Annotated in this window: 19 protein-coding genes; 6 read left to right on the top strand and 13 right to left on the bottom strand. The window is 60.2% G+C overall.

Annotation, left to right across the window (positions count from 1 at the left end):
* Positions 1-5 precede the first annotated feature (5 nt).
* Positions 6-1,394: an MFS transporter gene (locus tag G9X68_RS23340; protein ID WP_171604425.1), complete on the top strand. Its 1,389-nt coding sequence runs from the start codon at positions 6-8 to the stop codon at positions 1,392-1,394.
* A gap of 33 nt (positions 1,395-1,427) precedes the next feature.
* On the opposite strand, the gene purH is transcribed toward G9X68_RS23340, so the two are convergent.
* The 4 genes from purH to htpX all read right to left on the bottom strand — a co-directional run bounded on the left by purH (position 1,428) and on the right by htpX (position 7,386).
* Positions 1,428-3,044, bottom strand: coding sequence for a bifunctional phosphoribosylaminoimidazolecarboxamide formyltransferase/IMP cyclohydrolase (gene purH / locus G9X68_RS23335; RefSeq protein ID WP_171604424.1), 1,617 nt, complete (start codon positions 3,042-3,044; stop codon positions 1,428-1,430).
* Positions 3,045-3,151: 107 nt separating this feature from the next.
* The gene (locus tag G9X68_RS23330) at positions 3,152-4,825 is read right to left on the bottom strand and encodes a heparinase II/III family protein (RefSeq protein WP_171604423.1); all 1,674 of its coding nucleotides are present in this window, start codon (positions 4,823-4,825) and stop codon (positions 3,152-3,154) included.
* A gap of 219 nt (positions 4,826-5,044) precedes the next feature.
* Complete coding sequence (locus G9X68_RS23325; RefSeq protein WP_171604422.1) at positions 5,045-6,433, bottom strand: transcription antitermination factor NusB; 1,389 nt, start codon at positions 6,431-6,433, stop codon at positions 5,045-5,047.
* Positions 6,424-7,386: a zinc metalloprotease HtpX gene (gene htpX / locus G9X68_RS23320; protein WP_171604421.1), complete on the bottom strand. Its 963-nt coding sequence runs from the start codon at positions 7,384-7,386 to the stop codon at positions 6,424-6,426. Before htpX ends, G9X68_RS23325 begins: the two co-directional genes overlap by 10 nt.
* A gap of 109 nt (positions 7,387-7,495) precedes the next feature.
* On the opposite strand from htpX, the gene G9X68_RS23315 reads away from it, so the two are divergent.
* A complete protein-coding gene (locus G9X68_RS23315; protein WP_065282598.1) occupies positions 7,496-7,720 on the top strand; it encodes a DUF1674 domain-containing protein in 225 nt (74 codons plus the stop codon).
* A 226-nt stretch (positions 7,721-7,946) separates the two neighbouring features.
* On the opposite strand, the gene acs is transcribed toward G9X68_RS23315, so the two are convergent.
* The gene (gene acs, locus G9X68_RS23310; protein WP_171604420.1) at positions 7,947-9,902 is read right to left on the bottom strand and encodes an acetate--CoA ligase; all 1,956 of its coding nucleotides are present in this window, start codon (positions 9,900-9,902) and stop codon (positions 7,947-7,949) included.
* A 232-nt stretch (positions 9,903-10,134) separates the two neighbouring features.
* Here acs and G9X68_RS23305 point away from each other — a divergent pair, with 232 nt between their 5' ends.
* Positions 10,135-10,839 carry a DUF1013 domain-containing protein gene (locus tag G9X68_RS23305; RefSeq protein ID WP_032984599.1) on the top strand — a complete coding sequence of 235 codons (705 nt, stop codon included), beginning with the start codon at positions 10,135-10,137 and terminating at the stop codon, positions 10,837-10,839.
* 78 nt (positions 10,840-10,917) lie between these two features.
* Here G9X68_RS23305 and G9X68_RS23300 read toward each other — a convergent pair whose 3' ends face one another.
* The 3 genes from G9X68_RS23300 to G9X68_RS23290 form a co-directional block, all read right to left on the bottom strand.
* Positions 10,918-11,853 carry a flagellin N-terminal helical domain-containing protein gene (locus tag G9X68_RS23300; protein ID WP_168309228.1) on the bottom strand — a complete coding sequence of 312 codons (936 nt, stop codon included), beginning with the start codon at positions 11,851-11,853 and terminating at the stop codon, positions 10,918-10,920.
* Positions 11,854-12,008: 155 nt separating this feature from the next.
* Entirely contained in the window at positions 12,009-13,919 is a 1,911-nt protein-coding gene (locus G9X68_RS23295) for a propionyl-CoA synthetase (protein WP_171604419.1), read from the bottom strand.
* A 75-nt stretch (positions 13,920-13,994) separates the two neighbouring features.
* Positions 13,995-14,654 carry a YggS family pyridoxal phosphate-dependent enzyme gene (locus G9X68_RS23290; protein ID WP_171378220.1) on the bottom strand — a complete coding sequence of 220 codons (660 nt, stop codon included), beginning with the start codon at positions 14,652-14,654 and terminating at the stop codon, positions 13,995-13,997.
* A 201-nt stretch (positions 14,655-14,855) separates the two neighbouring features.
* On the opposite strand from G9X68_RS23290, the gene leuS reads away from it, so the two are divergent.
* From leuS to holA, 3 genes are read left to right on the top strand one after another with little or no spacing between them, the layout of a single operon-like run.
* Entirely contained in the window at positions 14,856-17,486 is a 2,631-nt protein-coding gene (gene leuS, locus G9X68_RS23285) for a leucine--tRNA ligase (RefSeq protein WP_171604418.1), read from the top strand.
* The gene (gene lptE / locus G9X68_RS23280; RefSeq protein WP_171378218.1) at positions 17,476-17,997 is read left to right on the top strand and encodes an LPS assembly lipoprotein LptE; all 522 of its coding nucleotides are present in this window, start codon (positions 17,476-17,478) and stop codon (positions 17,995-17,997) included. The genes leuS and lptE overlap by 11 nt, the downstream gene beginning before the upstream one ends.
* Before the next feature lie 10 nt (positions 17,998-18,007).
* Positions 18,008-19,048, top strand: a complete 1,041-nt coding sequence (gene holA / locus G9X68_RS23275) for a DNA polymerase III subunit delta (RefSeq protein ID WP_171604417.1) — start codon at positions 18,008-18,010, stop codon at positions 19,046-19,048.
* A gap of 83 nt (positions 19,049-19,131) precedes the next feature.
* Here the strand turns inward: holA and G9X68_RS23270 are convergent, their stop codons facing one another.
* From G9X68_RS23270 to mnmE, 5 genes are all read right to left on the bottom strand, one after another.
* Positions 19,132-20,013, bottom strand: coding sequence for a ParB/RepB/Spo0J family partition protein (locus tag G9X68_RS23270; protein ID WP_168314948.1), 882 nt, complete (start codon positions 20,011-20,013; stop codon positions 19,132-19,134).
* Between the two features lie 32 nt (positions 20,014-20,045).
* The gene (locus G9X68_RS23265; protein WP_011654065.1) at positions 20,046-20,840 is read right to left on the bottom strand and encodes a ParA family protein; all 795 of its coding nucleotides are present in this window, start codon (positions 20,838-20,840) and stop codon (positions 20,046-20,048) included.
* Positions 20,841-20,859: 19 nt separating this feature from the next.
* Positions 20,860-21,477, bottom strand: a complete 618-nt coding sequence (rsmG, locus tag G9X68_RS23260) for a 16S rRNA (guanine(527)-N(7))-methyltransferase RsmG (protein ID WP_171604416.1) — start codon at positions 21,475-21,477, stop codon at positions 20,860-20,862.
* Positions 21,478-21,489: 12 nt separating this feature from the next.
* Complete coding sequence (gene mnmG, locus G9X68_RS23255) at positions 21,490-23,379, bottom strand: tRNA uridine-5-carboxymethylaminomethyl(34) synthesis enzyme MnmG (RefSeq protein WP_171604415.1); 1,890 nt, start codon at positions 23,377-23,379, stop codon at positions 21,490-21,492.
* A gap of 73 nt (positions 23,380-23,452) precedes the next feature.
* The gene (mnmE, locus tag G9X68_RS23250; protein ID WP_171604414.1) at positions 23,453-24,772 is read right to left on the bottom strand and encodes a tRNA uridine-5-carboxymethylaminomethyl(34) synthesis GTPase MnmE; all 1,320 of its coding nucleotides are present in this window, start codon (positions 24,770-24,772) and stop codon (positions 23,453-23,455) included.
* Between the last annotated feature and the right edge of the window lie 90 nt (positions 24,773-24,862).

Raw genomic sequence — 24,862 nt, 5'->3', positions numbered from 1 at the left:
AGCGGATGTTGAATCGCATTGACTGGACAGGAACGCAACCGCCGAAGGCCACGGAGAAGGGCATCTGGGGGTGGATGTTCTTCGATTGGGCAGCGCAGCCCTTCTTTACCGTAGTCACGACCTTCATCTTCGGGCCTTATTTCGTTTCCCGCCTGACCGATGACCCGGTTTCCGCGCAGACGATGTGGAGCAACATGGCGACGATCTCCTCGGTGATCATCGCCCTGCTCTCACCCGTCCTCGGCTCGATCGCCGACCAGTCCGGCGCACGCAAACCCTGGATCGGCTTCTTCGCGATCATCAAGATCGCCAGCCTTTTCTCCCTGTGGTTCGCCGCACCCGGTTCACCCGTTCTCTATCCCGTCATTTTCATGATCCTCGCCTCGATCTCGGCCGAGTTTTCGATCGTCTTCAACGATTCGATGATGCCGCGCCTGGTCGGCAAGCACGAGGTCGGCAGGCTCTCTAACACCGCCTGGGGGCTCGGCTACCTCGGCGGCATCATCGTGCTCATTGCCGTCGTCACGCTTTTGGCGGCGAGCCCCGAGAGCGGCAAGACCATCCTCGGCCTTGATCCGCTGTTCGGTCTCGATCCGAAGACCGGCCAGGATGCCCGCATCACCGGGCCGATCTCGGCCGTCTGGTATCTGATCTTCATCCTGCCGATGTTCTTCTTCACGCCCGATGTCGGCAAGGGTCTTCCCTTCGGCACCGCGGTGCGCTCCGGCTTGCGGGAACTCAAAAACACGCTTGGCGAACTCAGAGAGCGCCGCGACATCCTGACATTCCTCATCGCCCGGATGATCTATCAGGACGGCGTCAACGGCCTGCTGATCCTTGGCGGCATCTTCGCGGCCGGCATGTTCGGCTGGGCGACGATCGAGATCGGCATCTACGGCATCATCCTGAATGTCGTCGCGATCTTCGGCTGCCTGATCGCCGGCCGCATCGACAAGGGCGTCGGTTCAAAGGTGACGGTCGTCATCAGCCTGACGATGCTGCTTCTCGCCACCATCGGCATCATCTCGACAGGACCGGGTTACACCCTGTTCGGACTGATGCCGCTGCCAGCGGCGGATTCCGGCGGTCTCTTCGGTACGGCTGCAGAAAAGGCCTATATCCTCTATGGCCTGCTGATCGGGCTCGCCTTCGGGCCGGTGCAGGCCTCGTCACGCTCCTATCTCGCCCGCAGCGTCAACATCGAGGAAGCCGGCCGCTACTTCGGCATCTATGCGCTTTCGGGGCGCGCCACCAGCTTCATGGCAACGCTGCTCTTCTCGCTGGTGACCTATATCAGCGGATCGCCGCGGCTTGGAATGGCAACGCTGATCCTGTTCCTCGCCGGCGGCCTGGTGCTCCTGATCCGCACGCCCTATCCGGCCGATCGGGCATAACAACCGGCCCGTCGGGCCGGTTGCCCAAACCTCTCAGTGACGGAAATGACGCATGCCGGTGAAGACCATCGCGATGCCGTGTTCGTTGGCGGCGTCGATGACTTCCTGGTCGCGCATCGAGCCGCCCGGCTGGATGACCGCCGTCGCCCCTGCTGCGATCATCGACAGAAGACCGTCGGCAAAAGGCAGGAAGGCTTCGGAGGCAACTGCCGAGCCATGCGTCATCGGCACTGCGAGGCCGAGCGCCTTGGCCGCCTCTTCGGCCTTCAGCGCGGCGATGCGGGCGGAATCGACGCGGCTCATCTGGCCGGCGCCGATGCCGGCCGTCTGGCCGTCCTTGGCATAGACCACGGCGTTCGACTTCACATGTTTGCCAACCTTGAAGGCAAACTTCATGTCTTCCAGTTCCTGCGCCGTCGGCGCGCGCCTGGTGACGACCTTGAGTTCCAGATCCTCGACCATGCCGTTGTCGCGGCTCTGGACGAGCAGGCCGCCGGAAACGGTCTTTGCCGTCAGGCCCGCGGCACGCGGATCGGGTAGCCCGCCGGCAGACAACAGCCGCAGGTTCGGCTTACGGGCGACGATCGCCTTCGCTTCGTCAGTCACATCGGGCGCGATGATCACTTCGGTGAAGAGCTTGACGATTTCCTCGGCCGTTTCGGCATCCAGCGTCCGGTTGAGCGCGATGATGCCGCCGAAGGCGGAAACGGAATCGCAGGCAAGCGCGCGGCGATAGGCCTCGACCAGGCTCGCTCCGGTGGCAACGCCGCAGGGATTGGCATGCTTGATGATCGCGCAGGCCGGCGCCTTCTCCGGCAGGAATTCGGCGACGAGCTCGTAGGCGGCATCCGTATCGTTGATGTTATTGTAGGAGAGCTGCTTGCCCTGGAGAAGAGCGGCCGTCGAAACACCCGGACGCTTCTCGCCGGTCACATAGAAGGCGGCCTTCTGGTGCGGGTTTTCGCCGTAACGCATTTCTTCCTTCAGCGCACCGCCGATGACCCGGTGGCGCGGCGTGTCGATCGACAGCGCCTCGGCAAACCAGTTGGAGATCATTGCATCATAGGCGGCGGTGCGGGCGTAGGCCTTGGCGGCCATACGCTGGCGGAAAGCATAGGCGGTCTTGCCGTCATCTGCGGAAAGCTGCTCCAGCAGTTCGGCATAATCGGCCGGATCCGTCAGGATCGTCACATAGGCATGGTTCTTGGCCGATGCGCGGATCATCGCCGGGCCGCCGATGTCGATATTCTCGACGGTTGTCGGATAGTCGCCGCCGGCTGCGCGCACCTCCTCGAAGGGATAGAGGTTGATGACGGCGAGATCGATGCCCTCGATGCCGTGCTGTTTCATCGCGTCCTGGTGTTCGCTGTCGTCACGGATCGCCAGCAGGCCGCCATGCACCGTCGGATGCAGTGTCTTCACACGCCCGTCCATGATCTCCGGAAAACCGGTGATTTCGGAAACATCGGTGACGGAAAGACCGGCATCGGTGATCGCTTTAAACGTGCCGCCGGTCGAAAGCAGGCGCACACCTCTGGCAGACAAGGCGTGGGCGAGGTCGACGATCCCGGTCTTGTCGAAGACGGAGATGAGCGCGGTCTTGATTTCGACCTTGTCGGGGGCGGGGATCTTCTTGGAAATGACGGCCATGAAACCTTCTCCGTTCGGGCTTCGGGAGGACATCCGCAAGGGATGTTCGCATGCTGGCGCCGCGTTAGCACAGCTTTGCCGCCGCGCAAACAGGATCAACGCATGATCTAGCCTTTGCGGGATAGGAACCAGCGGATTTCGGTCTTCTCGGCAAGATCGAAATCGATTTCGATCTGGTCCGAGCCGCAGATGCCGGAGCTGTCGGCAAAGAAGATGTCCTCGGCAATCAGCACTTCATTGCCGGGCGCGGAAAACAGCCAGCTTTCGCCGTCCGGCGCCGTCAGCAGCACGGATTCACCGTCACTCTGATGCAGGACGATCGAAGGATGGATATGAAAACGGGCGACGGCCTTCAGGGGCTCGTCGCTCTCATATCCTTCGCGGACAACGAGCCGGTCGTGGCCGGTCACGATCGAGCCTGCGGCATTGAGCGTCAACTCACGCTCGTGCAGCACCCCGAACACCCTGAGATAACCGTCGTGGCTGAGCTTGATGCCGTCGCGTCCGTCTTCGGTTTCGGCACGCTCGACGGTGATTGTCCTCACCGGTTCGATGATTGCGTGGTTAAGGAAGGGCGAGGGCGAAAAACGGCTGGACGAGGTGTCGTTGAGGATGACGGTCGAATGCGCCGCCGTCGTGCGCGCCATCTGGACATAACGATGCCCGGCAAATTTCGGTGAACCCGAATTGACGATGAAGCGATGACGGCCGGACGACATCTCGAAGGAGAGGCTGCCGGCATGCACGGTGCGAAGCGCGCCTCCTGAAGGCGGCGTACCGGTATCGACAATGATCACCGTCTTTCCCCCGGAAAGCCGCTGATAGCGCGAATGCGGCAAAGCCTTGAACGGCTGACCGGCAGTCTCGTCATATCGCAGCACGGACATCAGCTCGTTTGCGAGCGTGGAAGTCGCCCCGTTGAAGAGCGCCAGGTCCCCGTCCTGATGGCGAAAGAACCGCAACGCCGGATACATCCGGTCTATGCCGGAGATCAGCTTCTGGGGCAGGTCATGGCCGAGATTGACGTAGGTCTGCCGGAGCGGCAGCAGATCGAGCAGCAATTCCAGCCCGACGCGCGGATTGCGCGACACATGGCCGCCATCTGATAGAATCTGGCTATCGAACTCACGGTCGAGCGCCTGCGCCGCCCTTCTCAGCGTAGAGGCGCGCGCCGGCATGGCGACGGAGGCCATGGCCAGCGCGATACGCAGCCGAAACAGCTCCAGGCCGCCGAGGGTGAACGGCGCCATCCGGTGCAGGAACCTCACCTGGAACGCCAGCGACTTCATGAAGCGGCGATAGAAGCCTCGGTCGGCGTTCTGCAGCACCACCGGCGAATGCGACAGCCAGGCGATGACGCGTTGGGCGGTGACGTCGGTCTCCCAGGCAATCCCCTCCATGCGACCGGCATGGATGGAAAGCCAGCTGTCGACAATCGCACGGGCGGCAGCCGAACTACGCTCCGTCTTGTTCGCCCGCATATGCCGCAGCCAGCCGAAGCTGTGAAGACGGATCGCGAAAGGGCGTGAGGGCAAGGTGAAGGTGAAGGGCGACTTTCCGTTCGTTTCCAGCATGCGCCCGGCCAGGAGAAACCGTCCGTTGAGGATCTCGTCGGCCACATGCGGATCGATGCTGCGCAGATCGGTCGGCGCGACGATCAGACGCTCCGGCACTTTGATCGAATGGCGAAAGAGCTTCAGGCGCAGCAACGCGACGCGGCGCAAGGCGCGCCGCCAAGCCTCCCGAACATACATGCTCGCAAAACGCCAACCGGACTGCATATTCTATTGTCTATTGACCCTCGTGGTTAAGAATAGGTGAAAAGCGGCCGATTTCATCGCCCACAATGAATTAATTTGTGACAAGGTTCGAATATACGCAAATTAACGCCTTTCACCTGAAATCATGCGGGCGGTTTTGGAGAGAACGGCATGCGTGAGACGAGGCTATGAAGCACCTCGTATCGTGCGCGCTCGTCGCGAACGTTCACGGCCTTGCAATCAGGGCAGGCGCCGCAGCACAGCCGCATAGAAGCCATCGAGGCCGGAGCCGATGCCGTCAGGCATTTTCAGCATGGTGGGAAGCGTGCGGAATTCGCCGAGCGGGGTGATCGCCGTCTCAAGGCCCGGCCAGTCACCAGCGCCGATCGGAACGCGCTCGACCGCATCCGTATCGGAAAGAACACGGGCGACGACGTCCTCACCCTCGACAGGATCGAGCGAACAATTCGAAAAAACCAGTGTGCCGCCCGGCTTCAGCAATGTCAGCGCATGACGCAGCATCCGTTCCTGCAGCGCCGCCAGCCTGGCGATATCCTCAGCTCCCTTGGTCCACAACACATCAGGGTGCCGGCGTGTCGTGCCGGTGGAAGAGCAAGGGGCATCAAGCAGGATCGCATCGAAACGCTCCGTCGGCTCGAATGTCGTCAGATCTGCTGCAATTGTCTCCGCCTTGAGGCCGAGCCGGTCGAGATTCGAGCGCAGCCGTCTCAGCCGGTTTTCCGACTGGTCGAGCGCGGTGACTGCGCCGCCGGCAAGGATGAGCTGCGCCGTCTTGCCGCCGGGCGCAGCACAGAGATCGGCGGCACGCTTGCCCGAGAGATCGCCGAAAAGCTTCGCAGGAATGCTTGCCGCCGCATCCTGCACCCACCACGCGCCCTCGTCGAAGCCTTCGAGCGAGGGGATGCCGCCGTCGAAGGCGGCGAGACGAATGCCGCCTGTGGGCAAAACAACGCCGTTCAGCCGCTTCGCCCAGCCTTCGGCGTCGGACTTGACGGTCAGATCGATTGCCGCCGGTTCGAGCTGGGATTCCGAAATTGCCAGCGCCGCGTCCCGGCCATAGGCCTTTTCCAGCCTGGCGATGAACCAGGCCGGCATCGGCGCGACCTTGCCGATCTCGGCGAGCACCTGCTCCTTCTCGCGGCCGAGACGGCGGAGGATGGCATTGACCAGCTTGGCGAAACGGCGATTGCGCGGATCCTGATTGGCCTGCTCGACGGCGAGATCGACAGCCGAATGATCCGGCACGTCGAGATAAAAGATCTGCGCCGCCCCGATTGCGAGCACGTGATGCAGCGCCCTTGCCCCCTCCGGCAGCGGCGAATCCAGCAGCCCGGCAATCGCAGCATCGATGCGCGGCAGGTGGCGCAGCGTCGTGTTCAGGATGGCGCGGACGAGCGCCCGGTCGCTTTCGCCGAGCGCCCTATAGGCCGGATTGCCGTGTTCATGATCGAGAGCGCCGTCGAGCGGCAGCTTGCGGTCGACGACGGCGGCAAGAATTTTTGCCGCCGCGGCCCGGGCCTGCAGGCCGGGCTTTGCCGGAGCAGATCGCTCGGTGGAGGGCTTATGCTTGCGGAATGGCTTCTTCGTGCCGTCTGAATTCAAGACCACGGACCTTTTGGCGGTTGCGAGCCACCGCGACCAAGACCCGTATCCGGAACAGAGCGCGATTTGCGCGACGGATTAGCAGCACGCGCCGGCGACGTCGAGACATTCATGCCGCTTTGCGCCATGTCATGCAGCGCAGCAATGCGGTTTTCCGTGTTCGGATGGGTGGAAAACAGATTGTCCATGCGTTCGCCGGAGAGCGGATTGATGATGAACATATGCGCCGTCGCCGGATTGCGCTCAGCATCTTCGTTCGGCACGTGGGCAGCGCCGCGCGCGATCTTGCCGAGCGCCGAAGCGAGCCAGAGCGGGTTGCCGCAGATCTCGGCGCCGCGGCGGTCGGCCGAATATTCGCGCGTGCGGCTGATCGCCATCTGCACCAGCATGGCGGCGAGCGGCGCCACGATCATCGCGACGATGACGCCGACGAAGCCGAGGGGATTGCTGTTGTTGTCACGGTTGCCGCCGAAGAAGAAGGCGAAGTTGCCGAGCATGGAGATCGCACCGGCAAGCGTTGCCGTGATCGTCATCGTCAGCGTGTCGCGGTTCTGGATGTGGGCCAGTTCATGCGCCATCACGCCTGCGACCTCCTCGGCAGACAAGGCGCTCAGCAGGCCGGTCGAGGCGGCGACGGCAGCATTGTCGGGATTGCGGCCGGTGGCAAAGGCATTCGGCTGCGGGCTGTCGTAAAGATAAACCTTCGGCATCGGCAGGCCGGCATTACGGGCGAGATCGCGCACGATCCGGAAGAATTCCGGCGCGTTCCGCTCGTCGACCTCCTGGGCGCGATAGGCCGAAAGCACCATGCGGTCGGAATTCCAGTAGGAGAAGAAATTCATGCCGGCGGCGATAACGAAGGCAATCATCATGCCGGCCCGACCGCCGATCAGGAAGCCGACAAACATGAAAAGCGCCGTCATGAAGGCAAGCAACATGGCAGTGCGAACGAGGTTCATGGCGGATCTCCATCTCCAATTTCGGCGTCGCAAGCTTTCAATCCCGGCACCGGCGCATTATGATTTGGTTATTCATCAGCCATTTTCAATATTCCGGCAGGAGACGGCCATGCAGGACGCCGATAATGACAACAGCGAAACGCCGACGGCTGAGGGATCGGAGCCGCCACGCAAGATGCTGTCCCCGGCTGCCCGGCGCGCCCTTGCCGAAGCCGAGGAGCGGCGAAAGAACCAGAAGCCGCTGGAACTGCCGCCGGAGATCGGCGGCCGCGGCGGAGCCGAGCCGGCGCGCTTCGGCGATTACGAAATCAATGGCAGGGCAATCGATTTCTAAGCCAATATTTGTGTTGGCATCCTCGGCCGCAGCAGAATGGAACTAAGACTCCGGCTAACGACATCTGGCCGGCAGGTATTTCAGCCGCATCTAGCTTGCGTGACCTCGCCGCCAATATTCTCAGAGCTTCGCCCGTGAACATGCTTGGATGCCGCAAACACGCATCGAATACGGAAACAAAAGAGCCGCCCCGGAAGCCCGAAGGGGACCGGAACGGCTCGATCTATCAGGCGGTCGCCTTGTTCTGCCGGTTGGCGATCAGATCGTCGACCACTGCCGGATCGGCAAGCGTCGAGGTGTCGCCGAGAGCGCCGAAATCGTCTTCGGCGATTTTGCGCAGGATGCGGCGCATAATCTTGCCGGAACGGGTCTTCGGCAGGCCGGGCGCAAACTGGATCTTGTCGGGTGCGGCGATCGGGCCGATTTCGGCCCGCACATGTTTCACCAGTTCCTGGCGAAGCGTATCCGACCCCTCGTGGCCAGCCATCAGCGTCACGTAGCAATAAATGCCCTGGCCCTTGATCGGATGCGGATAACCGACGACTGCGGCTTCCGAAACCAGATTATGCGAGACGAGGGCGGATTCCACCTCTGCCGTGCCGAGCCGGTGGCCGGAGACGTTCAGCACGTCGTCGACGCGGCCGGTGATCCAGTAATAGCCGTCCGCATCGCGCCGGCAGCCGTCGCCGGTGAAATACTTGCCCTTGTAGGTGGAGAAATAGGTCTGAATGAAGCGCTCGTGATCGCCATAGACCGTGCGCATCTGGCCTGGCCAGCTGTCGGTGATGCAGAGATTGCCGTCGGCCGCGCCCTCCAGCACCTTGCCTTCATTGTCGACCAGCTGCGGCTTGATGCCGAAGAATGGCACCGTCGCCGAACCGGGCTTCAGATCGGTGGCGCCAGGCAGCGGCGTGATCATATGGCCGCCGGTTTCCGTCTGCCACCAGGTATCGATGACGGGGCAGCGCTTGTCGCCGACGACATTGTAATACCATTCCCAGGCTTCCGGGTTGATCGGCTCGCCAACCGTGCCGAGCAGGCGCAGCGAGGAGCGCGAGGAGCGGGTGACGAAGTCGTCGCCGGCACCCATCAGCGAGCGGATCGCCGTCGGCGCCGTATAGAAGATGTTGACCTTGTGCTTGTCGATGACTTCCCAGAAACGGCCCTGGTCCGGGAAATTCGGCACGCCCTCGAACATCAGCGTCGTCGCGCAGTTCGCAAGCGGCCCATAGACGATATAGGAGTGGCCGGTCACCCAGCCGACATCGGCCGTACACCAGTAGACGTCGCCATGGTGATAATCGAAGACATATTCATGCGTCATCGCCGCATAGACGAGATAACCGCCCGTCGTGTGCAGCACGCCCTTCGGCTTGCCGGTCGAGCCGGACGTATAAAGAATGAAGAGCGGATCTTCCGCCTTCATCTTCACCGGCGGGCATTCCGCCTTCACCGTGGCGATTTCCTGGTGATACCAGAGATCGCGGCCGGGCGCCCAGCCGGTCTTGCCGCCGGTGCGGCGAACGACCAGCACCTTGCTGACATTGACGTGCTGGCGGGCGGCGATGTGGATCGCCGTATCGGTATTGTCCTTCAGCGGCACCGGCTTGCCGCCGCGCAGGCCTTCGTCGCAGGTGATGACGAAGGTGGATTCGCAGTCGACGATGCGTCCCGCCAAGGCCTCCGGCGAGAAACCGCCGAAGACGACCGAATGCACCGCGCCGATACGGGCGCAGGCGAGCATCGCATAGGCCGCTTCCGGGATCATCGGCATATAGATGGTGACGCGATCGCCCTTCTTGACGCCGTGCTTCTTCAACACGTTCGCCATCCGGCAGACATGCTCGTAGAGCTCGTTATAGGTGACCTTCTTGTCGATATAGGGGTTGTCGCCTTCCCAGATGATCGCCACCTGGTCGCCATTCGTTTTCAGGTGACGGTCGATGCAGTTGTAGGAGACGTTTGTCTGACCGTCCTCGAACCACTTGATCGAAACCTTGCCGGTAAAGGAAGTGTTCTTGACCTTGGTATAGGGCTTGAACCAGTCGATCCGCTTGCCGTGCTTGCCCCAGAACTTGTCCGGGTTCTCGACGCTTTCCTCGTACCATTTCAGGTACTTTTCCTTATCGATCAGGGCGCGCGCCTTCACCGGCTTCGTGACCGGATAGATCTTCTCCGACATGCAACTCCTCCTCATGGGACATGCGACGGGCCAGGTGAGCTATGCAGGGCCCGGACTTGAAATCACGGCAATTCATAGCAGTTCGCATCGCCACGGCAATTAGACAAAGGTCATTTCATTTCGGAAGAATTGCAATTCTGCGACAGTGCGGTTATATAGCGCCATATTTCCCGGACATTGTGGTGACAATCCACGGACCGCGACCGGCGCGGACGATAGAAGGACTATATCCATGGCTCAAACACTGCTCATGCCGAAGGCGACAGCCATTTGGCTCGTCGACAATACGGCACTGTCTTTCGATCAGATCGCGCAGTTCTGCAAACTGCATCCGCTCGAAGTCAAGGCGATCGCCGACGGCGAAGCGGCGCAGGGCATCAAGGGCCTCGACCCGATCTCGACAGGACAGCTTTCCCGCGACGAGATTGCCCGCGCCGAGGCCAATCCGAACCATAAGCTGAAGCTTTCCGAACCGAAGGTGCGGGTGCCGGAATCCAAGCGCCGCGGTCCGCGTTATACGCCGGTTTCCAAGCGTCAGGACCGCCCGAACGCCATTCTCTGGCTGGTTCGCAACCATCCGGAGCTGAAGGACGCGCAGATTTCCCGCCTCGTCGGCACGACGAAATCGACGATCGAGCAGATCCGCGAGCGCACCCACTGGAACTCCGCCAACCTGGCGCCGATGGATCCGGTCACGCTCGGCCTTTGCAGCCAGATCGATCTCGACATGGAAGTGGAAAAGGCCTCCAAGGGCCGTCCGCTGCCGACCGCTGCCGAGCTCGGCGCAACGCTGCAATCGGCCCAGGACACCGAGCGCCTGACCCCGAGCTACGAGCGCGAGGAGGAAAAGGAAAAGGAAATCGACGCCGACGCCGTCTTCCGCAAGCTGAGCTCGCTGCGCTCGGCGCCGAAGGACGAGGACGACGATCAGTACTGAGATACCAGTCATCTCATGAAAACCCCGCCGGTATGAGCTGACCGGCGGGGTTTTTTATTGCGGATGGCCTGTTTCGGATTAGCTGCGGAACAGGGTGAGGATGTTCTGCGCCGAGGTATTGGCGATAGAGAGCGACTGGATGGCGAGCTGCTGCTGCGTCTGCAACGCCGAGAGCTTACTCGATTCCTCTTCCATATCGGCGTCGACCAGGCGTCCGACGCCGGAGTCGATCGAATCGTGCAAGCCGCTGACGAACGTTTCCTGCAGCTGGATACGGGTCGAGATCGAGCCGAGCGCCGAGCCGGCGGCGGTCATTGCGCCGAGAACCAGTTCGATACCGGTCAAGGCTGCGTCGAGCTGACCCTGAGTGAAATTGGTGATGTCGAGAGCATATATCGACGGCATGACGATGACGGCACCGCCATAGGTCCCGTTGAAGGCCGTACCGATGATACCGCTGGTCGTCTCGATCGCACCGGTACTGGTCATGCCGAAAAGCACGTTTCCAAGCGTGCCCGCATTGAGCACGTAGTCCGTCATCTTGACCGAAACGGCATTGCTGCCGTCGCGCACGAAGGACGAAACGACGCTCTTCGTGCCGGAGGCGCCGGCAACCCAGTTTTCGCCGGAGAAGGACGCCGATTGAGCAATGCTGAGCAGCTGCTCCTGAAACTGGTCGAGTTCCTGCTGGATCTTCGTCTTGTCGACGCCTTTTTCGGTGGCGGCGACGATCTTGGCCTTGATTTCGCTGACGACATCGAGCGCGCTATCCATGGCCGAATAGGCGGTATCGACCTTGGCCGCGCCAAGCCCGAGCGCGTCGGAGACGGCCGAAAGCGCCTTGTTGTCAGAACGCATGGTCGTGGCAATCGACCAGTAAGCGGCATTGTCAGCCGCCTTCTCGACACGATAACCCGATGAAACGCGACCCTGGGTGTCCTTGAGGCTATCGTTTACGCCGCGCAAAGTCTGCAGCGCTGCCATGGCAGCGTTGTTGGTGAGGATGCTTGTCATGATCCGTTCCACAATCGTTGAGATAGGGGCAATCCGGACTAAGCCGGTAACGGCGACCGCGTCATGCAAAGCCTGCTATGCAAGCCATTGCCGTTAACAAATGCTTGCATCAACATGGTTAACAATTCCTCAATTAGGCTTACCGAAAGTTTAATTCACATCGGCAGGGAGCCTAAACCGCGCCCGCGCAGCGCCTCGGCAATTTCCTCTAAAATCGTTGGATCATCGATGGTTGCAGGCATTTTCCAGGGTATGCCGTCGGCGATTTTCTGCATTGTTCCACGCAGGATTTTGCCGGAGCGTGTCTTCGGCAACCGGTTAACGGTGATGGCCGTCTTGAAGGCGGCAACAGGCCCGATCGAATCACGAATCATCGACACGACCTCTGATTCGATCGCCGTTGGATCACGGAAAACATGTCGCTTCAGCACCAGGAAACCGCAAGGCGCCTGACCCTTCAGCACATCGATCACGCCGATGACCGCGCATTCGGCGACATCGGGATGACGCGCACAGATCTCCTCCATCGCCCCGGTCGAGAGCCGATGCCCGGCGCAATTGATGATGTCGTCGGTGCGCGACATGATGAAGAGATAGCCGTCCTCATCGACATAGCCGGCATCGGCCGTCTTGTAGTAGCCGGGGAACTCATCGAGATAGGCCGAGCGAAAACGGTCGTCCGCGTTCCAAAGGGTCGGCAGGCAGCCGGGCGGGAGGGGCAGCTTCACGACGATATTGCCGAGCGTTCCCGCCTCTATCGGATGACCGGCATCGTCCAGCACCGCAATATCATAGCCGGGCATCGGCAGCGCCGGCGAACCGTGCTTGACGGGAAGGGCGCCGAGACCCAGCGGATTTGCGGCGATCGGCCAGCCGGTCTCCGTCTGCCACCAATGATCGATGACGGGTATGCCAAGCATGCGCTCGGCCCATTTCAACGTCTCCGGATCCGCCCTCTCGCCGGCAAGAAACAGCGCCCGTAGATCCAGCATGGGATATTGGTGCATCAGTTCACCGTCACCGTCCTCCCGCCGGATGGCGCGGAATGCCGTCGGCGCCGTGAAGAGCACCCGCACCTGATATTCTGAAACGATGCGCCAGAATGCGCCTGCATCCGGAGTGCCGACCGGTTTTCCCTCGAAGATCAAAGTGGTTACGCCGGCGAGCAGCGGGGCATAGACGATATAGGAATGCCCGACAACCCAGCCGATATCCGAAGCCGTCCAGAAGACCTCGCCCGGTTTCAAGCCGTAGATATTCTGCATCGACCAGTTGAGCGCGACCATATGGCCGCCATTGTCGCGCACGACGCCCTTGGGTTGGCCCGTCGTGCCCGAGGTATAGAGGATGTAGAGCGGATCGGTCGCCTTGACGGAGACACAAGCGATCTCATCGCCACGATGCTGCGCCACCGCCACCTCGAAATCCTGATCTCGACCGCTGACGAGATCTGCCCGAAGCTCCGGCCGCTGCAGCACCAGACAGCGCTCCGGCTTCGAACGCGCAATCTCGATCGCCTGATCGACCAGTGGCTTGTAGGCGACGATGCGACCAGGCTCGAGCCCGCAGCTCGCGGTGATCACCAGCTTCGCACCGCAATCGTCGATGCGCGCCGCAAGTTCGCTGGCGGCAAACCCGCCGAAAACGACGGAGTGAACCGCACCGATGCGGGCGCAGGCGAGCATCGAAAAGACCGCCTGCGGCACCATCGGCATATAAAGGATGACGCGATCGCCTTTGCCGACGCCGCGCTCGACCAAGGCTGATGCGATGGCCATCACCTCGCGAAGCACCTCATCATAGGTGAAACGGCGCTTCTCGCCGTTCATTGCGCTGTCGAAGATGACCGCTGTCTCGCCGCCGCGGCCGGCAGCCACATGCCGGTCCAGGCAATTGTGGCATGTATTGGTTTCGGCATCTGAGAACCAACGGCCATAGACGCCGTCATTCGGCGAGAACACCCGCTCCGCCGGCTTGAACCAGTCGATGTCACTGGCCGCTTCGCGCCAGAAGGCTTCGGGATCGCGCTTCCAGGCCGCATAGGCCTGATGATAGCCGTTCTGCATCTGCTCCTCCCCAGGACATGCAAACCTAATCTAGGCGGCATTAAGGGGAACAGGAAGCCCGACCAAAGCAGCGTTTCAGCGCGTGCCGAAAATCGCTGATCCCACACGCACGCTGGTGGCGCCGAAGGCGATCGCCGTCCCGTAGTCGCCCGACATGCCCATGGAAAGTTTTTCGACGCCGCATTTGAGCGCGAGCTTCGCCAAGAGGGCGAAATGCGGCCCGGGATTTTCCTCGGCTGGCGGAATGCACATCAAACCTTCGATCGAAAGGCCGAGTTCGTCGCGGCAGAAGGCGACGAAGGCCGGCGTGTCGTCAGGAGCGATGCCGGCCTTCTGCGGTTCGAGCCCGGTATTGACCTGGACATAGAGCCGCAGCGCCTTGCCTTGCCGCTTCATCTCCTCGGCAAGCGCGCGGGCGATCTTTTCCCGATCTACCGTCTCAATGACGTCGAAAAGCGCCACAGCATCCGCCGCCTTGTTCGATTGCAGCGGTCCGATCAGATGCAGCTCGATATTCTGATGCTCTGCTTTCAGCGCCGGCCACTTGCCCTGGCTTTCCTGCACCCGGTTCTCGCCGAAGACACGCTGCCCGGCTTCGATGGCCGGGCGGATCGCGTCCGCCTCGAAGGTCTTCGACACCGCGACGAGCTGAACGGAACCCGCCGAACGACCTGCCTCGCGTTCCCCGGCCGCAATCCGCGACCGCACGTCGTTCAAGCGCTCTTGAAGTTCCATCGTTCTGCCTCGACATACCAGCATGAAAGGATCGGCAATGAACTAACTAGCCAGCCTGTGCTTGCCAAGACCCGCCTTCGCGAAATCGCCTGGTCATGATCAAGATCGGACGCTCGCAGCGCCTGCAAAACTTGACGCTACGGTGGTTTCATGGTGAAGGTCTCGACCAACCTCCCCTGATTTTCCGGAAATACGAATACCATGGCCACCGAACGTTATAATCCGCGCGATGCCGAGCCCCGCTGGCAGCAAAAATGGAATGAAGACAAGGTCTTCGAAACCGACAATGCCGATCCGCGCGAAAAATATTACGTCCTCGAAATGTTCCCCTATCCCTCGGGGCGCATCCACATGGGTCATGTCCGCAATTACGCCATGGGCGATGTCGTCGCCCGCTACAAGCGCGCCCGCGGTTACAACGTGCTGCATCCGATGGGCTGGGATGCCTTCGGCATGCCGGCGGAGAATGCCGCCATGGAGCGCGGCGTGCATCCCGCCTCCTGGACGTACCAGAATATCGGCTCGATGAAGGCGCAATTGAAGGCCATGGGTCTTTCGCTGGACTGGAGCCGCGAATTCGCCACCTGCGACGTCGAATATTATCAGCACCAGCAGCATCTCTTTCTGGATTTCCTGGAGAAGGGCCTGGTCTATCGCAAGCAGTCCAAGGTCAACTGGGATCCTGTCGACAACACCGTGCTCGCCAACGAACAGGTGATCGATGGACGCGGCTGGCGTTCCGGCGCGCTCGTCGAACAGCGTGAACTGACACAATGGTTTTTCAAGATTACCGACTTCAGCCAGGATCTGCTCGACGCGCTGGATACGCTCGACCAGTGGCCGGAAAAAGTGCGCCTGATGCAGAAGAACTGGATCGGCCGTTCGGAAGGCCTGACGATCCGCTGGGAGATCGTGCCGGAAACGGCACCTGCCGGCGAAAGCGAAGTCACGGTCTATACGACCCGGCCGGACACGCTCTTCGGCGCTTCCTTCCTGGCAATCGCCGCCGATCATCCGCTGGCAAAGGATGCCGCCGCAAAGAACCCTGATATCGAAGCCTTCTGCGAGGAGTGCCGCCGCGCCGGCACCTCGCTCGCAGCACTCGAGACCGCCGAAAAGAAGGGTATGGATACCGGTATCCGCGTCCGGCACCCGCTCGATCCCTCCTGGGAGCTGCCGGTCTATATCGCCAATTTCGTTTTGATGGATTATGGCACCGGCGCGATCTTCGGCTGCCCGTCGGGCGACCAGCGCGACCTTGATTTTGCACGCAAATATGGCCTGCCGGTGGTGGCCGTCGTCATGCCGAGGGATGGCGATGCCGCAAGCTTCTCCGTCGGTGACACCGCCTATGACGGCGATGGCGTGATGATCAATTCACGCTTCCTCGACGGCAAGACGACCGAAGAAGCCTTCAATGTCGTCGCCGACCGGCTGTCGGCCGCTTCGCTCGGCAATGCGCCGCAGGGCGAACGCAAGGTCAATTTCCGCCTGCGCGATTGGGGCATTTCCCGCCAGCGTTATTGGGGCTGCCCGATCCCGGTCATCCATTGCGATGATTGCGGTGTTGTTCCGGTGCCGAAGGCGGACCTGCCGGTCAAGCTGCCCGACGACGTCACCTTCGACCAGCCGGGCAATCCGCTCGACCGTCATCCGACCTGGCGCCATGTCTCCTGCCCGAACTGCGGCAAGGATGCCCGCCGCGAGACGGATACGATGGACACCTTCGTCGATTCGAGTTGGTATTTCACCCGCTTCACCGCGCCCTGGGAAGAAAAGCCGACCGATCCGGAGGCGGCAAACCGCTGGCTGCCGGTCGACCAGTATATTGGCGGCATCGAGCACGCGATCCTGCACTTGCTCTATTCCCGCTTCTTCACCCGCGCCATGCGCGAGACCGGTCACGTCGCCGCCACCGAACCCTTCAAGGGTCTCTTCACCCAGGGCATGGTGGTCCACGAAACCTATAGCCGTGGCGCCGGCGCCAGCCGCGAATGGGTGGCACCCGCTGATATCCGTATCGACGAACTCGACGGCAAACGCCGAGCTTTCCTGCTGACGTCGGGCGAGGAAGTCGCGATCGGCTCGATCGAGAAAATGTCGAAATCGAAAAAGAACGTCGTCGATCCCGACGATATCATCGCCTCCTACGGCGCCGATACCGCCCGTTTCTTTGTTCTGTCCGACTCTCCACCCGAGCGTGATGTCATCTGGTCCGAGGCAGGCGTCGAGGGCGCCCATCGTTTCACCCAGCGTCTGTGGCGCCTGATTTCCGAGGCAGCGGACGCGCTCTCCGCCGTTGCACCTGCGCCGGCAACCGATGGGGAAGCCTTGTCGATCTCGCAGGCCGCCCACAAGACGCTGAAGGCTGTCGAGAACGACTATGACAAGCTCTGGTTCAACAAGGCCGTTGCCCGAATTTACGAACTCGTCAACGCGCTGGCCGCACCGATGACGAGAGTTGCGGCAGGCGAGGGTGATGCCACCTATCGCTCGGCGGTGCGCGATGCCGTGGAGATCCTGATTCAGCTCGTCTCTCCGATGACGCCGCATCTGGCTGAGGAGTGCTGGGCCGCGCTCGGCAATGAAGGCCTGCTTGCCCGGACAGACTGGCCGCGCTACGACGAAACACTCGTCATCGAAAACGATGTCGTCCTGCCGGTACAGATCAACGGCAAGAAACGCGCTGAATTGACAATTTCTCGCGATGCAGATCAGAATGCCGTCACCGACGCCGTGCTGGATCTGGATGCGGTGAAGAACGCGCTGAACGGACAGGCACCGAAGAAGATCATCGTGGTTCCCCAAAGGATTGTAAACATTGTCGTTTGATATCGCTTGCAAGCTGGCCCGCAATGCCGGCATCGCCATGATCTTTGCCTCGGCGGCTTTTCTCTCCGCCTGCCAGGTCCGACCGCTTTACTCCGAGAATTCCGGTGTCGTCGAAAAGCTTTCCTCGGTCGGCTTTTCCCCAGCAAGCAGCCGCGTCGAGCAGCAGGTGCGCAATCGCCTGATCTTCCTTGCGTCGCGCGGTGCCGGTGAAGCGGTAAACCCGCAGTATCAGGTTGAGCTTCGCGCTACCTCGTCGGTTGCCGATACGCTCCTGACGGATTCCTCGGATACGTCGCGCGCCGGCCGTGTGACCGTCAGCGTCACCTACACGCTGCGTTCGGCAACCGACGATCACATCATCAAGGCCGGCAGCCGCGCTACCACGGCGCTGGTGGATTTTTCCGAACAGGAATTCGCCAAGCAGCGGGCGATCCGCGACGCGGAGAACCGCGCGGCGGATCAGGTGGCGGAATTCGTGGGAGCCGATATCGCCGCTGCCCTCAGCCGCTGAGGGCGGAGACGTGGCAGAGATAAAATCCCACGAATTCGAGACATTCCTGCAGAAATCGGCACGGAACTATCGGATTTACGTCATCTACGGACCGGATCGTGGTCTTGTTTCCGAACGGGCAAGCCAGCTCGCCGGCAAGAGCGGTGTTGCTCTCGATGATCCCTTCTCGCTGACGAAGCTCGATATCGGCGACCTGCAGAAAGACCCCGGTCGGTTGGTCGACGAGGTCCAGTCGATCGGCCTGTTCGGCGGTGAGAAACTGATCTGGATCCGCGGTGCTGCCAACGAGAAATATCTCGTCGATTCTTTGGCGCTGCTGGCCGAAAAACCACTCGAAGCCGCTTATCTGATCGTCGAGGCCGGTGACCTCAAGAAGGGTTCCCTGCTGCGCAAGACCGCGGAAGCCGCACGATCTGTCATGACGATCCCCTCCTATGCCGATGACAGCCGGGCCTTGAATGCTTTGATCGATACGGAGCTCGGTGCAGAAAAGCTCGGCATTACGCCGGCCGCGCGCCAGGCGCTGATCGCGTTGATCGGCGGCGACAGGATCGCTTCCCGAAACGAGGTGCGCAAGCTTGCTCTTTACTGCCGCGGCTTCGATACGGTCGAAGAACATCACGTTACCGAAATAATCGGCGACGCCAGCGCCATCTCGGTTGACGACGCCGTCGACGCCATTCTCGGCGGTGATCTCAACGCCTTTCTACACGCCATGCAAAAAATCAGCAGCTCGAAAACTGCAATCTTTCTCGTACTGCAGGCATGCCTGAAGCAATTCCAGCTTCTGGATTCTATGCGTGCCGAAATGGATGAAAAGCGGCTACAGCCGCCACAGATCATGCAGATTATGGGGCGGCATCTGCATTTCCGCCGCAAACCGATCATCGAACAGGCGCTGCGCCAATGGACCGCGGAAAGCATCTCCCGTGAATCCAATCGGCTACAGGCCGCTATTCTGCAAAGCAGACGACGGCAGGTGCTGGAAGACAGCGTTGCGATGCAAACGCTGCTGTCCACCACCCTTCAATCCGGTCGGAAATCCGCCTGACCAGGGCACATTGACTGAAAATCACAACCGTTTTCTGAAAGCACGACGCGTTGATTCAAGGAGTTAAAGCGTCCGACAGCGCTCTAGCGCCTCTCGAGCAAACGGCAGATTTCCTCGAGCTGCTCTAGCGACTTATAGGAAATTTTGATCTGGCCGCCGCTTGCCTTGTGATTGATCGCAACATCAAGGCCGAGTGCATCGGAAAGTGTCCGTTCCAGCGCCAGCGTATCGGAATCTTTCTGATCTCGCCGCAATGTCGCCTGCTGCGGCTCCGATTGGGCCTTGATATTGTTTTGCGCCAGCTTTTCCGCATCACGCACCGACATGCCCTTGGCAACGATCGTACGGGCAAGACCTGCCGGGTCGGATGTCGAAACCAATGCTCGCGCGTGCCCGGCCGATAAGCTGCCGGCGGCAAGCAGATCGCGAACCGGATCGGGCAATTTCAACAGGCGCAACGAGTTGGCAACGTGGCTGCGGCTTTTGCCGATGATTTCGCCAAGGTCGTTCTGGGTGTAGCCGTATTCCGAGATAAGCTGTTCATAACCCAACGCCTCTTCCAGGGCATTGAGATCCGCGCGCTGCACGTTTTCGACAATCGCGATTTCCAGCGCCGTCTTGTCATCCACATCACGGACGATGACAGGAATCTCGATCAGCCCGGCAAGCTGAGCGGCGCGCCAGCGTCGCTCGCCGGCGATGATTTCATATCGATCCCGCGACATCGTCCGCACAACAATCGGCTGAACGATACCATGTTGACGAATGGAGCTTGCGAGATCGTGCAACTCCGAGTCATCGAAGAACCGACGGGGATTGCGGGGATTACGGCTGACGAACTCGATCGGGATCATTCTGTCGGCGCTGATAGTCCGCTCGGCTTCCACCGGGACAGGCTGGTCCATTTCACCAATCAGCGCCGCAAGGCCGCGGCCCAGTCGCCGCTTTGATACATCGTCATTCATGATCTAAACTCACCTACACCCCCAAAATGATATCACGCGGCCAGTCTTTGGCGTTCTCGCTGAATGACCTCGGAGGCCAGTTGCAGATAGGCCTGACTGCCCGCGCACTTCAAGTCATAGAGAATAGCCGGCTTACCGTAGGACGGAGCTTCGGAAACCCGGACGTTGCGCGGAATTAACGTGTGGTAAACCTTGTCCCCGAGATGCGTACGCACGTCATTGACAACCTGCTGGGCAAGATTGTTGCGCGCATCGAACATCGTCAAGACGATACCCTGAATATCCAGACGCGGGTTAACTGTCCGGCGCACCTGGCTGACCGTCTCAAGCAGCTGACTCAGCCCTTCCAGGGCAAAGAATTCACATTGCAGCGGCACCAGGACCGAATGCGCTGCCGCCATGGCATTCATCGTCAGCAGATTGAACGACGGCGGGCAATCCAGAAGAATGTAAGAAAACGCCATGGCTTCGGGCGAAGACAGCGCCTTCCGCAATTTAAACACCCGATCGCTCTGCTGCGAGATTTCCATCTCGATGCCGAGCAGATCCATCGTCGAGGGGACGATAAACAGATTAGGAACCGCTGTTTCGAGAGTCACTTCGGGGATCCCCCGATCACCGACCATAAGGTCGTAGGAGGACAGCTTGCGATCACGACGATCGATACCGAGGCCAGTGCTGGCATTGCCCTGCGGGTCGAGATCGACGATCAAGACGCGCTCGCCTATAGCAGCAAGCGCCGTTGCCAGATTGATTGCTGTGGTGGTCTTACCAACGCCACCCTTCTGATTTGCGATGGTGATAATCCGATGTCGTTCGCCAGCCATTGCCGCAATATCCGATCTGTTAAACCAAGCGCCGGAGATTTGATATTTCCAGAATAACAGATTCCTGCTCGACGGCGCTCTTATGTTCTAACAGATCGAATTCCCACCGACCACGTGCTTTGTCAATTTCCCTGAGATAATCCCGGCCTTTATGAAAGAAGCCACGACAATTTTCCTTGCCAAGCATCCAGGGGGATGAATAACCGATGAGCGCCTCAAGATCCGCAAGGGCACGCGCTGAAATCGCACCACATTCGCCAACCTCCGTATAAGCATCTTCGATTCGAATGCTATGGACGCTGCCGCGCGCATTTGTCTCCCGCAGCGCTGTCCGCAGAAACGCTGCCTTTTTGTGGTTGCTTTCGACCAGATGGACCCACCCACCTTGCAGCTCGGCCAGAAAAATCGCCGTAATAACACCTGGAAAGCCGCCACCACTGCCGAGGTCCGCCCAAATAATCGGTTGAGGATGAATCTGAAAGATCTGGCTGCTGTCAGCGATGTGCCGGTGCCAGAGATCATCGAGTGTCGACGGCGCCACCAGATTGATTGCTTTTGCCCACTTCTGAAACAGCGCTGCAAAGTGTTCCAGCCGTTCCTGTGTTTCACGTGAAACACGCAAACCGTTTAATTCCATTCTGAAAGACTCTCAAATCTTGTAATCAAGCGCTATGCGCTCGGCAGAGGATAGTCGACGCAAGTGCACGAGCAGCAATGCGATTGCCGCAGGCGTCATCCCTTCAACGATTGCAGCCTGGGCAATATTGAAAGGACGAGCAGCGCTGAGCTTGAGCTTCAGCTCGTTCGAGAGACCGGCCAGTGCGTCATAGTTGAAATCAAGCGGTATCTGTCGCTCCTCGTCGCGTTGCTGATCGGCAATCGCCGCGGCCTGCCGATCTAGATAAACCGAATACCCCGCCTCGATTTCCAGCGCTTCCGCGACCTTCCGTCCAACCATGCCGAGCTTCTCCGGCCAAACATGCCGGAGCGCGGCGAAGTCATAACTCGGATAGGACAATAAATCATACGCTGTTCGGCGCTGCCCATCGAGATTGATATTCAAGCCAGCGCGGCGCGCCTCATTCGGGGTAACCGCCAGCGACTGCAACAGCGCTCGACCGCTTTCGATCTCTGCTTGATAGGTTGTGAATCGCTGCACTCGCGCGTCACTGACGCAGCCAAGCCGCATGGCCAGCGGCGTCAAGCGCATATCGGCGTTGTCAGCCCGCAAAGTCAGCCGATACTCCGCGCGCGAGGTAAACATTCGATACGGCTCCGTAACGCCTCGCGACGTGAGATCGTCGATCATGACACCGATATAGGAACTCGTTCGGCTGAAATGGAACGGATCCGAATCGCTGCTTCGCAATGCGGCATTCAGCCCGGCTGCCAACCCCTGCGCGGCGGCCTCTTCATATCCGGTGGTGCCATTGATCTGGCCGGCAAGAAACAGGCCTCTCAGCCGTTTAACCTCCAGCGACGGAGTGAGCTCTCTGGGATCGACATGATCATATTCGATCGCATAGCCCGGTTGCAGTATTCTTGCCGTTTCAAGGCCGGGAATCGTTTTGATGAAGTCGGCCTGTACCTCCGCCGGCAAGGAGGTAGAAATCCCGTTCGGATAAACCGTGTCATCGTCCAGTCCCTCGGGTTCGAGAAAGACCTGATGTCCATCCCGCTCTCCGAATTTCACCAGCTTGTCTTCGATCGACGGGCAATAACGAGGCCCGACGCCTTCGATCTGCCCGGAATACATTGCCGAGCGCATGATGTTGTCGACAATGATGCGGTGGGTTGCTTCGGTCGTCCTGGTGACCCCGCATTCGATCTGTGGCGTAGTAATCGTATCTGTCATAAAGGAAAAGGGGACAAGCTCCTCGTCAGCTCCCTGTCGACCGATGGATTGCCAGTCGATCGTCTTTCCGTCCAGTCGGGCGGGTGTGCCGGTCTTCAGACGTCCCAGCCGCAGTCCCAGCCGGGCGAGGGTCGCAGACAGTCCGACCGACGGCGCCTCGCCGACACGCCCGGCCGGTGTCTTTTCCGACCCAATATGAATAAGACCGCGCAGAAAGGTTCCCGTGGTCAAAACCACCGCCGGCGCTTTCAGGGTCCGACCGTCCTTCATAATCACGCCAGCGACGCAACCATCGACAACGTCTAGGTCAAAGGCATCGCCTTCGATGATATCTAGGTCCGGCGTCGCTTCGATCGCCGCCAGCATTGCCAGGCGATAAAGCTTTCGATCCGCCTGCGTCCGCGGTCCTCGGACAGCTGCACCTTTCTTCTTGTTGAGCATCCTGAATTGAATGCCGGCAACATCGGCGACGCGACCCATCAGGCCATCCATCGCATCGATCTCCCGAACAAGATGGCCCTTGCCCAGCCCGCCAATCGCCGGATTACAGGACATCACCCCGATCGTGTTCCGCCTATGCGTAATCAGAGCGGTTTTTGCCCCGAGGCGCGCAGCTGCGCTGGCAGCCTCCGACCCCGCATGGCCGCCACCGATCACAATCACATCGAACACATTATCAGTCATTCAAGACTCCACATCCGGCAGACGTTTCACGTGAAACCGTGCAGGGGCCTTAGCCCTAAAGGTTTCACGTGAATCATTTGCCAATACAAAATTCGGAGAAGATTACCCCGAGCAGTTGTTCGACATCCACTCGTCCGGTAATTCTGCCCAAATACTCCGCTGCAATTCGCAGCTGCTCGGTCCGCAGTTCAAGATCGACATCTGGCTGCGATATGGCCGCATCAAGCGCCGCTAAACATTTCGCTAGCGAATCCTTATGCCGCTGCCGGCTGGGAATTGCCATAGAAAGACCGGCAAAACGTCTCGCGACGATGTCGCCGATCAACCGCCGAAGTTCCGGCAGACCGTCGCCCGTCGCGGTCGAAATCTGCAGATCATACCGGCCCGAAGCGATTTCGGTCAGATCCTTCTTTGTCCCGACAGTAACATGCGAAGAGGACTGCTCCAAGTCGTCGGGAATCAGAGGTTTCGTCATGTCGACCAGCAACAGGACAAGATCGGCATCACGCAGTGCTACGCGCGCGCGCCGCACACCTTCCATTTCGACCCTGTCATCCGCCTCGCGAAGACCCGCAGTGTCATAGAGCCTGATCAGGTAACCATCGATGTCGAGATCAACCTGCAGGACGTCGCGGGTGGTTCCGGCGATCTCCGTGACGATGGCGACGTCTCGACGCGCTAAGGCGTTCAACAGGCTCGATTTTCCAGCATTCGGAGCGCCGGCGATGACCACCTTGAAGCCGTCTCGGATAATCTCGCCGGCAGAAGCTGCCGCTAGGTGATCCCGGATACCGCTGCGAAGCTTCGCCATATCGGCCCAAACCATATCCGATGCCGACCCTGGAACGTCATCCTCGTCGGGGAAATCAAGCTCCGCCTCAATTAGCGCCCGGGCACGCGTCAATCGTTCCGCCCACGAATCGTAAATTGCGGATAGCCCGCCTGCGCTATGTTCGACTGCAAGGCGCCGCTGCATTTCGGTCTCGGCGCCAATGAGATCGGCCAGCCCCTCAACTTCGACCAGATCAAGTTTACCGTTCTCGAAAGCCCGACGCGAGAACTCACCCTCGACTGCCATCCGAACACCCGGAATGTCGCCAAGCGCGTGAAACAGCGCCGCCAGCACGGCTCTGCTGCCATGGATCTGCAGCTCGGCAACATCCTCGCCGGTAAACGAATTCGGAGCCGGGAAAAACAGCACCAGGCCGGAGTCGATCGGTTGATTGTTACGAGTCCGAATCGTTCGGTAAGACGCATGCCGGGCTGCCGGAACGGATCCGACCAGCTTCACCAATAGGTCTCTGGTCAGCGGGCCGCTGATTCGAACGACTGAAACACCCGAAGGCAGGGCACCGCTCGATAGCGCATATATGGTATCATTCAACATGGCCATATCGCCTGGTTCATCGGTTGGAATCGAAATCGATTCCTCTCAAATAGAAAAGCTGGCGACACCGTGACGATGCCTCCAGCTTCTGGAAGT

The sequence above is a fragment of the Rhizobium changzhiense genome (assembly GCF_013087625.1).
In the GTDB taxonomy this organism is placed as follows: domain Bacteria; phylum Pseudomonadota; class Alphaproteobacteria; order Rhizobiales; family Rhizobiaceae; genus Rhizobium; species Rhizobium sophorae.
The sequence above is the reverse complement of the archived record's forward strand: the minus strand, read 5'-3'. Positions and strand labels throughout refer to the sequence as shown.

Bases quoted from the DNA above. Each gene is read 5' to 3' on its own strand.
- acs (WP_171604420.1), bottom strand. From the start codon at position 9,902: ATGTCGGAGAAGATCTATCCGGTCACGAAGCCGGTGAAGGCGCGCGCC.
- G9X68_RS23295 (WP_171604419.1), bottom strand. From the start codon at position 13,919: ATGCAGAACGGCTATCATCAGGCCTATGCGGCCTGGAAGCGCGATCCC.
- mnmG (WP_171604415.1), bottom strand. From the start codon at position 23,379: ATGACTGATAATGTGTTCGATGTGATTGTGATCGGTGGCGGCCATGCG.
- G9X68_RS23300 (WP_168309228.1), bottom strand. From the start codon at position 11,853: ATGACAAGCATCCTCACCAACAACGCTGCCATGGCAGCGCTGCAGACT.
- G9X68_RS23290 (WP_171378220.1), bottom strand. From the start codon at position 14,654: ATGGAACTTCAAGAGCGCTTGAACGACGTGCGGTCGCGGATTGCGGCC.
- G9X68_RS23340 (WP_171604425.1), top strand. From the start codon at position 6: ATGTTGAATCGCATTGACTGGACAGGAACGCAACCGCCGAAGGCCACG.
- G9X68_RS23270 (WP_168314948.1), bottom strand. From the start codon at position 20,013: ATGAATGACGATGTATCAAAGCGGCGACTGGGCCGCGGCCTTGCGGCG.
- mnmE (WP_171604414.1), bottom strand. From the start codon at position 24,772: ATGGCCATGTTGAATGATACCATATATGCGCTATCGAGCGGTGCCCTG.
- G9X68_RS23265 (WP_011654065.1), bottom strand. From the start codon at position 20,840: ATGGCTGGCGAACGACATCGGATTATCACCATCGCAAATCAGAAGGGT.
- G9X68_RS23330 (WP_171604423.1), bottom strand. From the start codon at position 4,825: ATGCAGTCCGGTTGGCGTTTTGCGAGCATGTATGTTCGGGAGGCTTGG.
- G9X68_RS23305 (WP_032984599.1), top strand. From the start codon at position 10,135: ATGGCTCAAACACTGCTCATGCCGAAGGCGACAGCCATTTGGCTCGTC.
- rsmG (WP_171604416.1), bottom strand. From the start codon at position 21,477: ATGGAATTAAACGGTTTGCGTGTTTCACGTGAAACACAGGAACGGCTG.
- purH (WP_171604424.1), bottom strand. From the start codon at position 3,044: ATGGCCGTCATTTCCAAGAAGATCCCCGCCCCCGACAAGGTCGAAATC.
- htpX (WP_171604421.1), bottom strand. From the start codon at position 7,386: ATGAACCTCGTTCGCACTGCCATGTTGCTTGCCTTCATGACGGCGCTT.
- leuS (WP_171604418.1), top strand. From the start codon at position 14,856: ATGGCCACCGAACGTTATAATCCGCGCGATGCCGAGCCCCGCTGGCAG.
- G9X68_RS23315 (WP_065282598.1), top strand. From the start codon at position 7,496: ATGCAGGACGCCGATAATGACAACAGCGAAACGCCGACGGCTGAGGGA.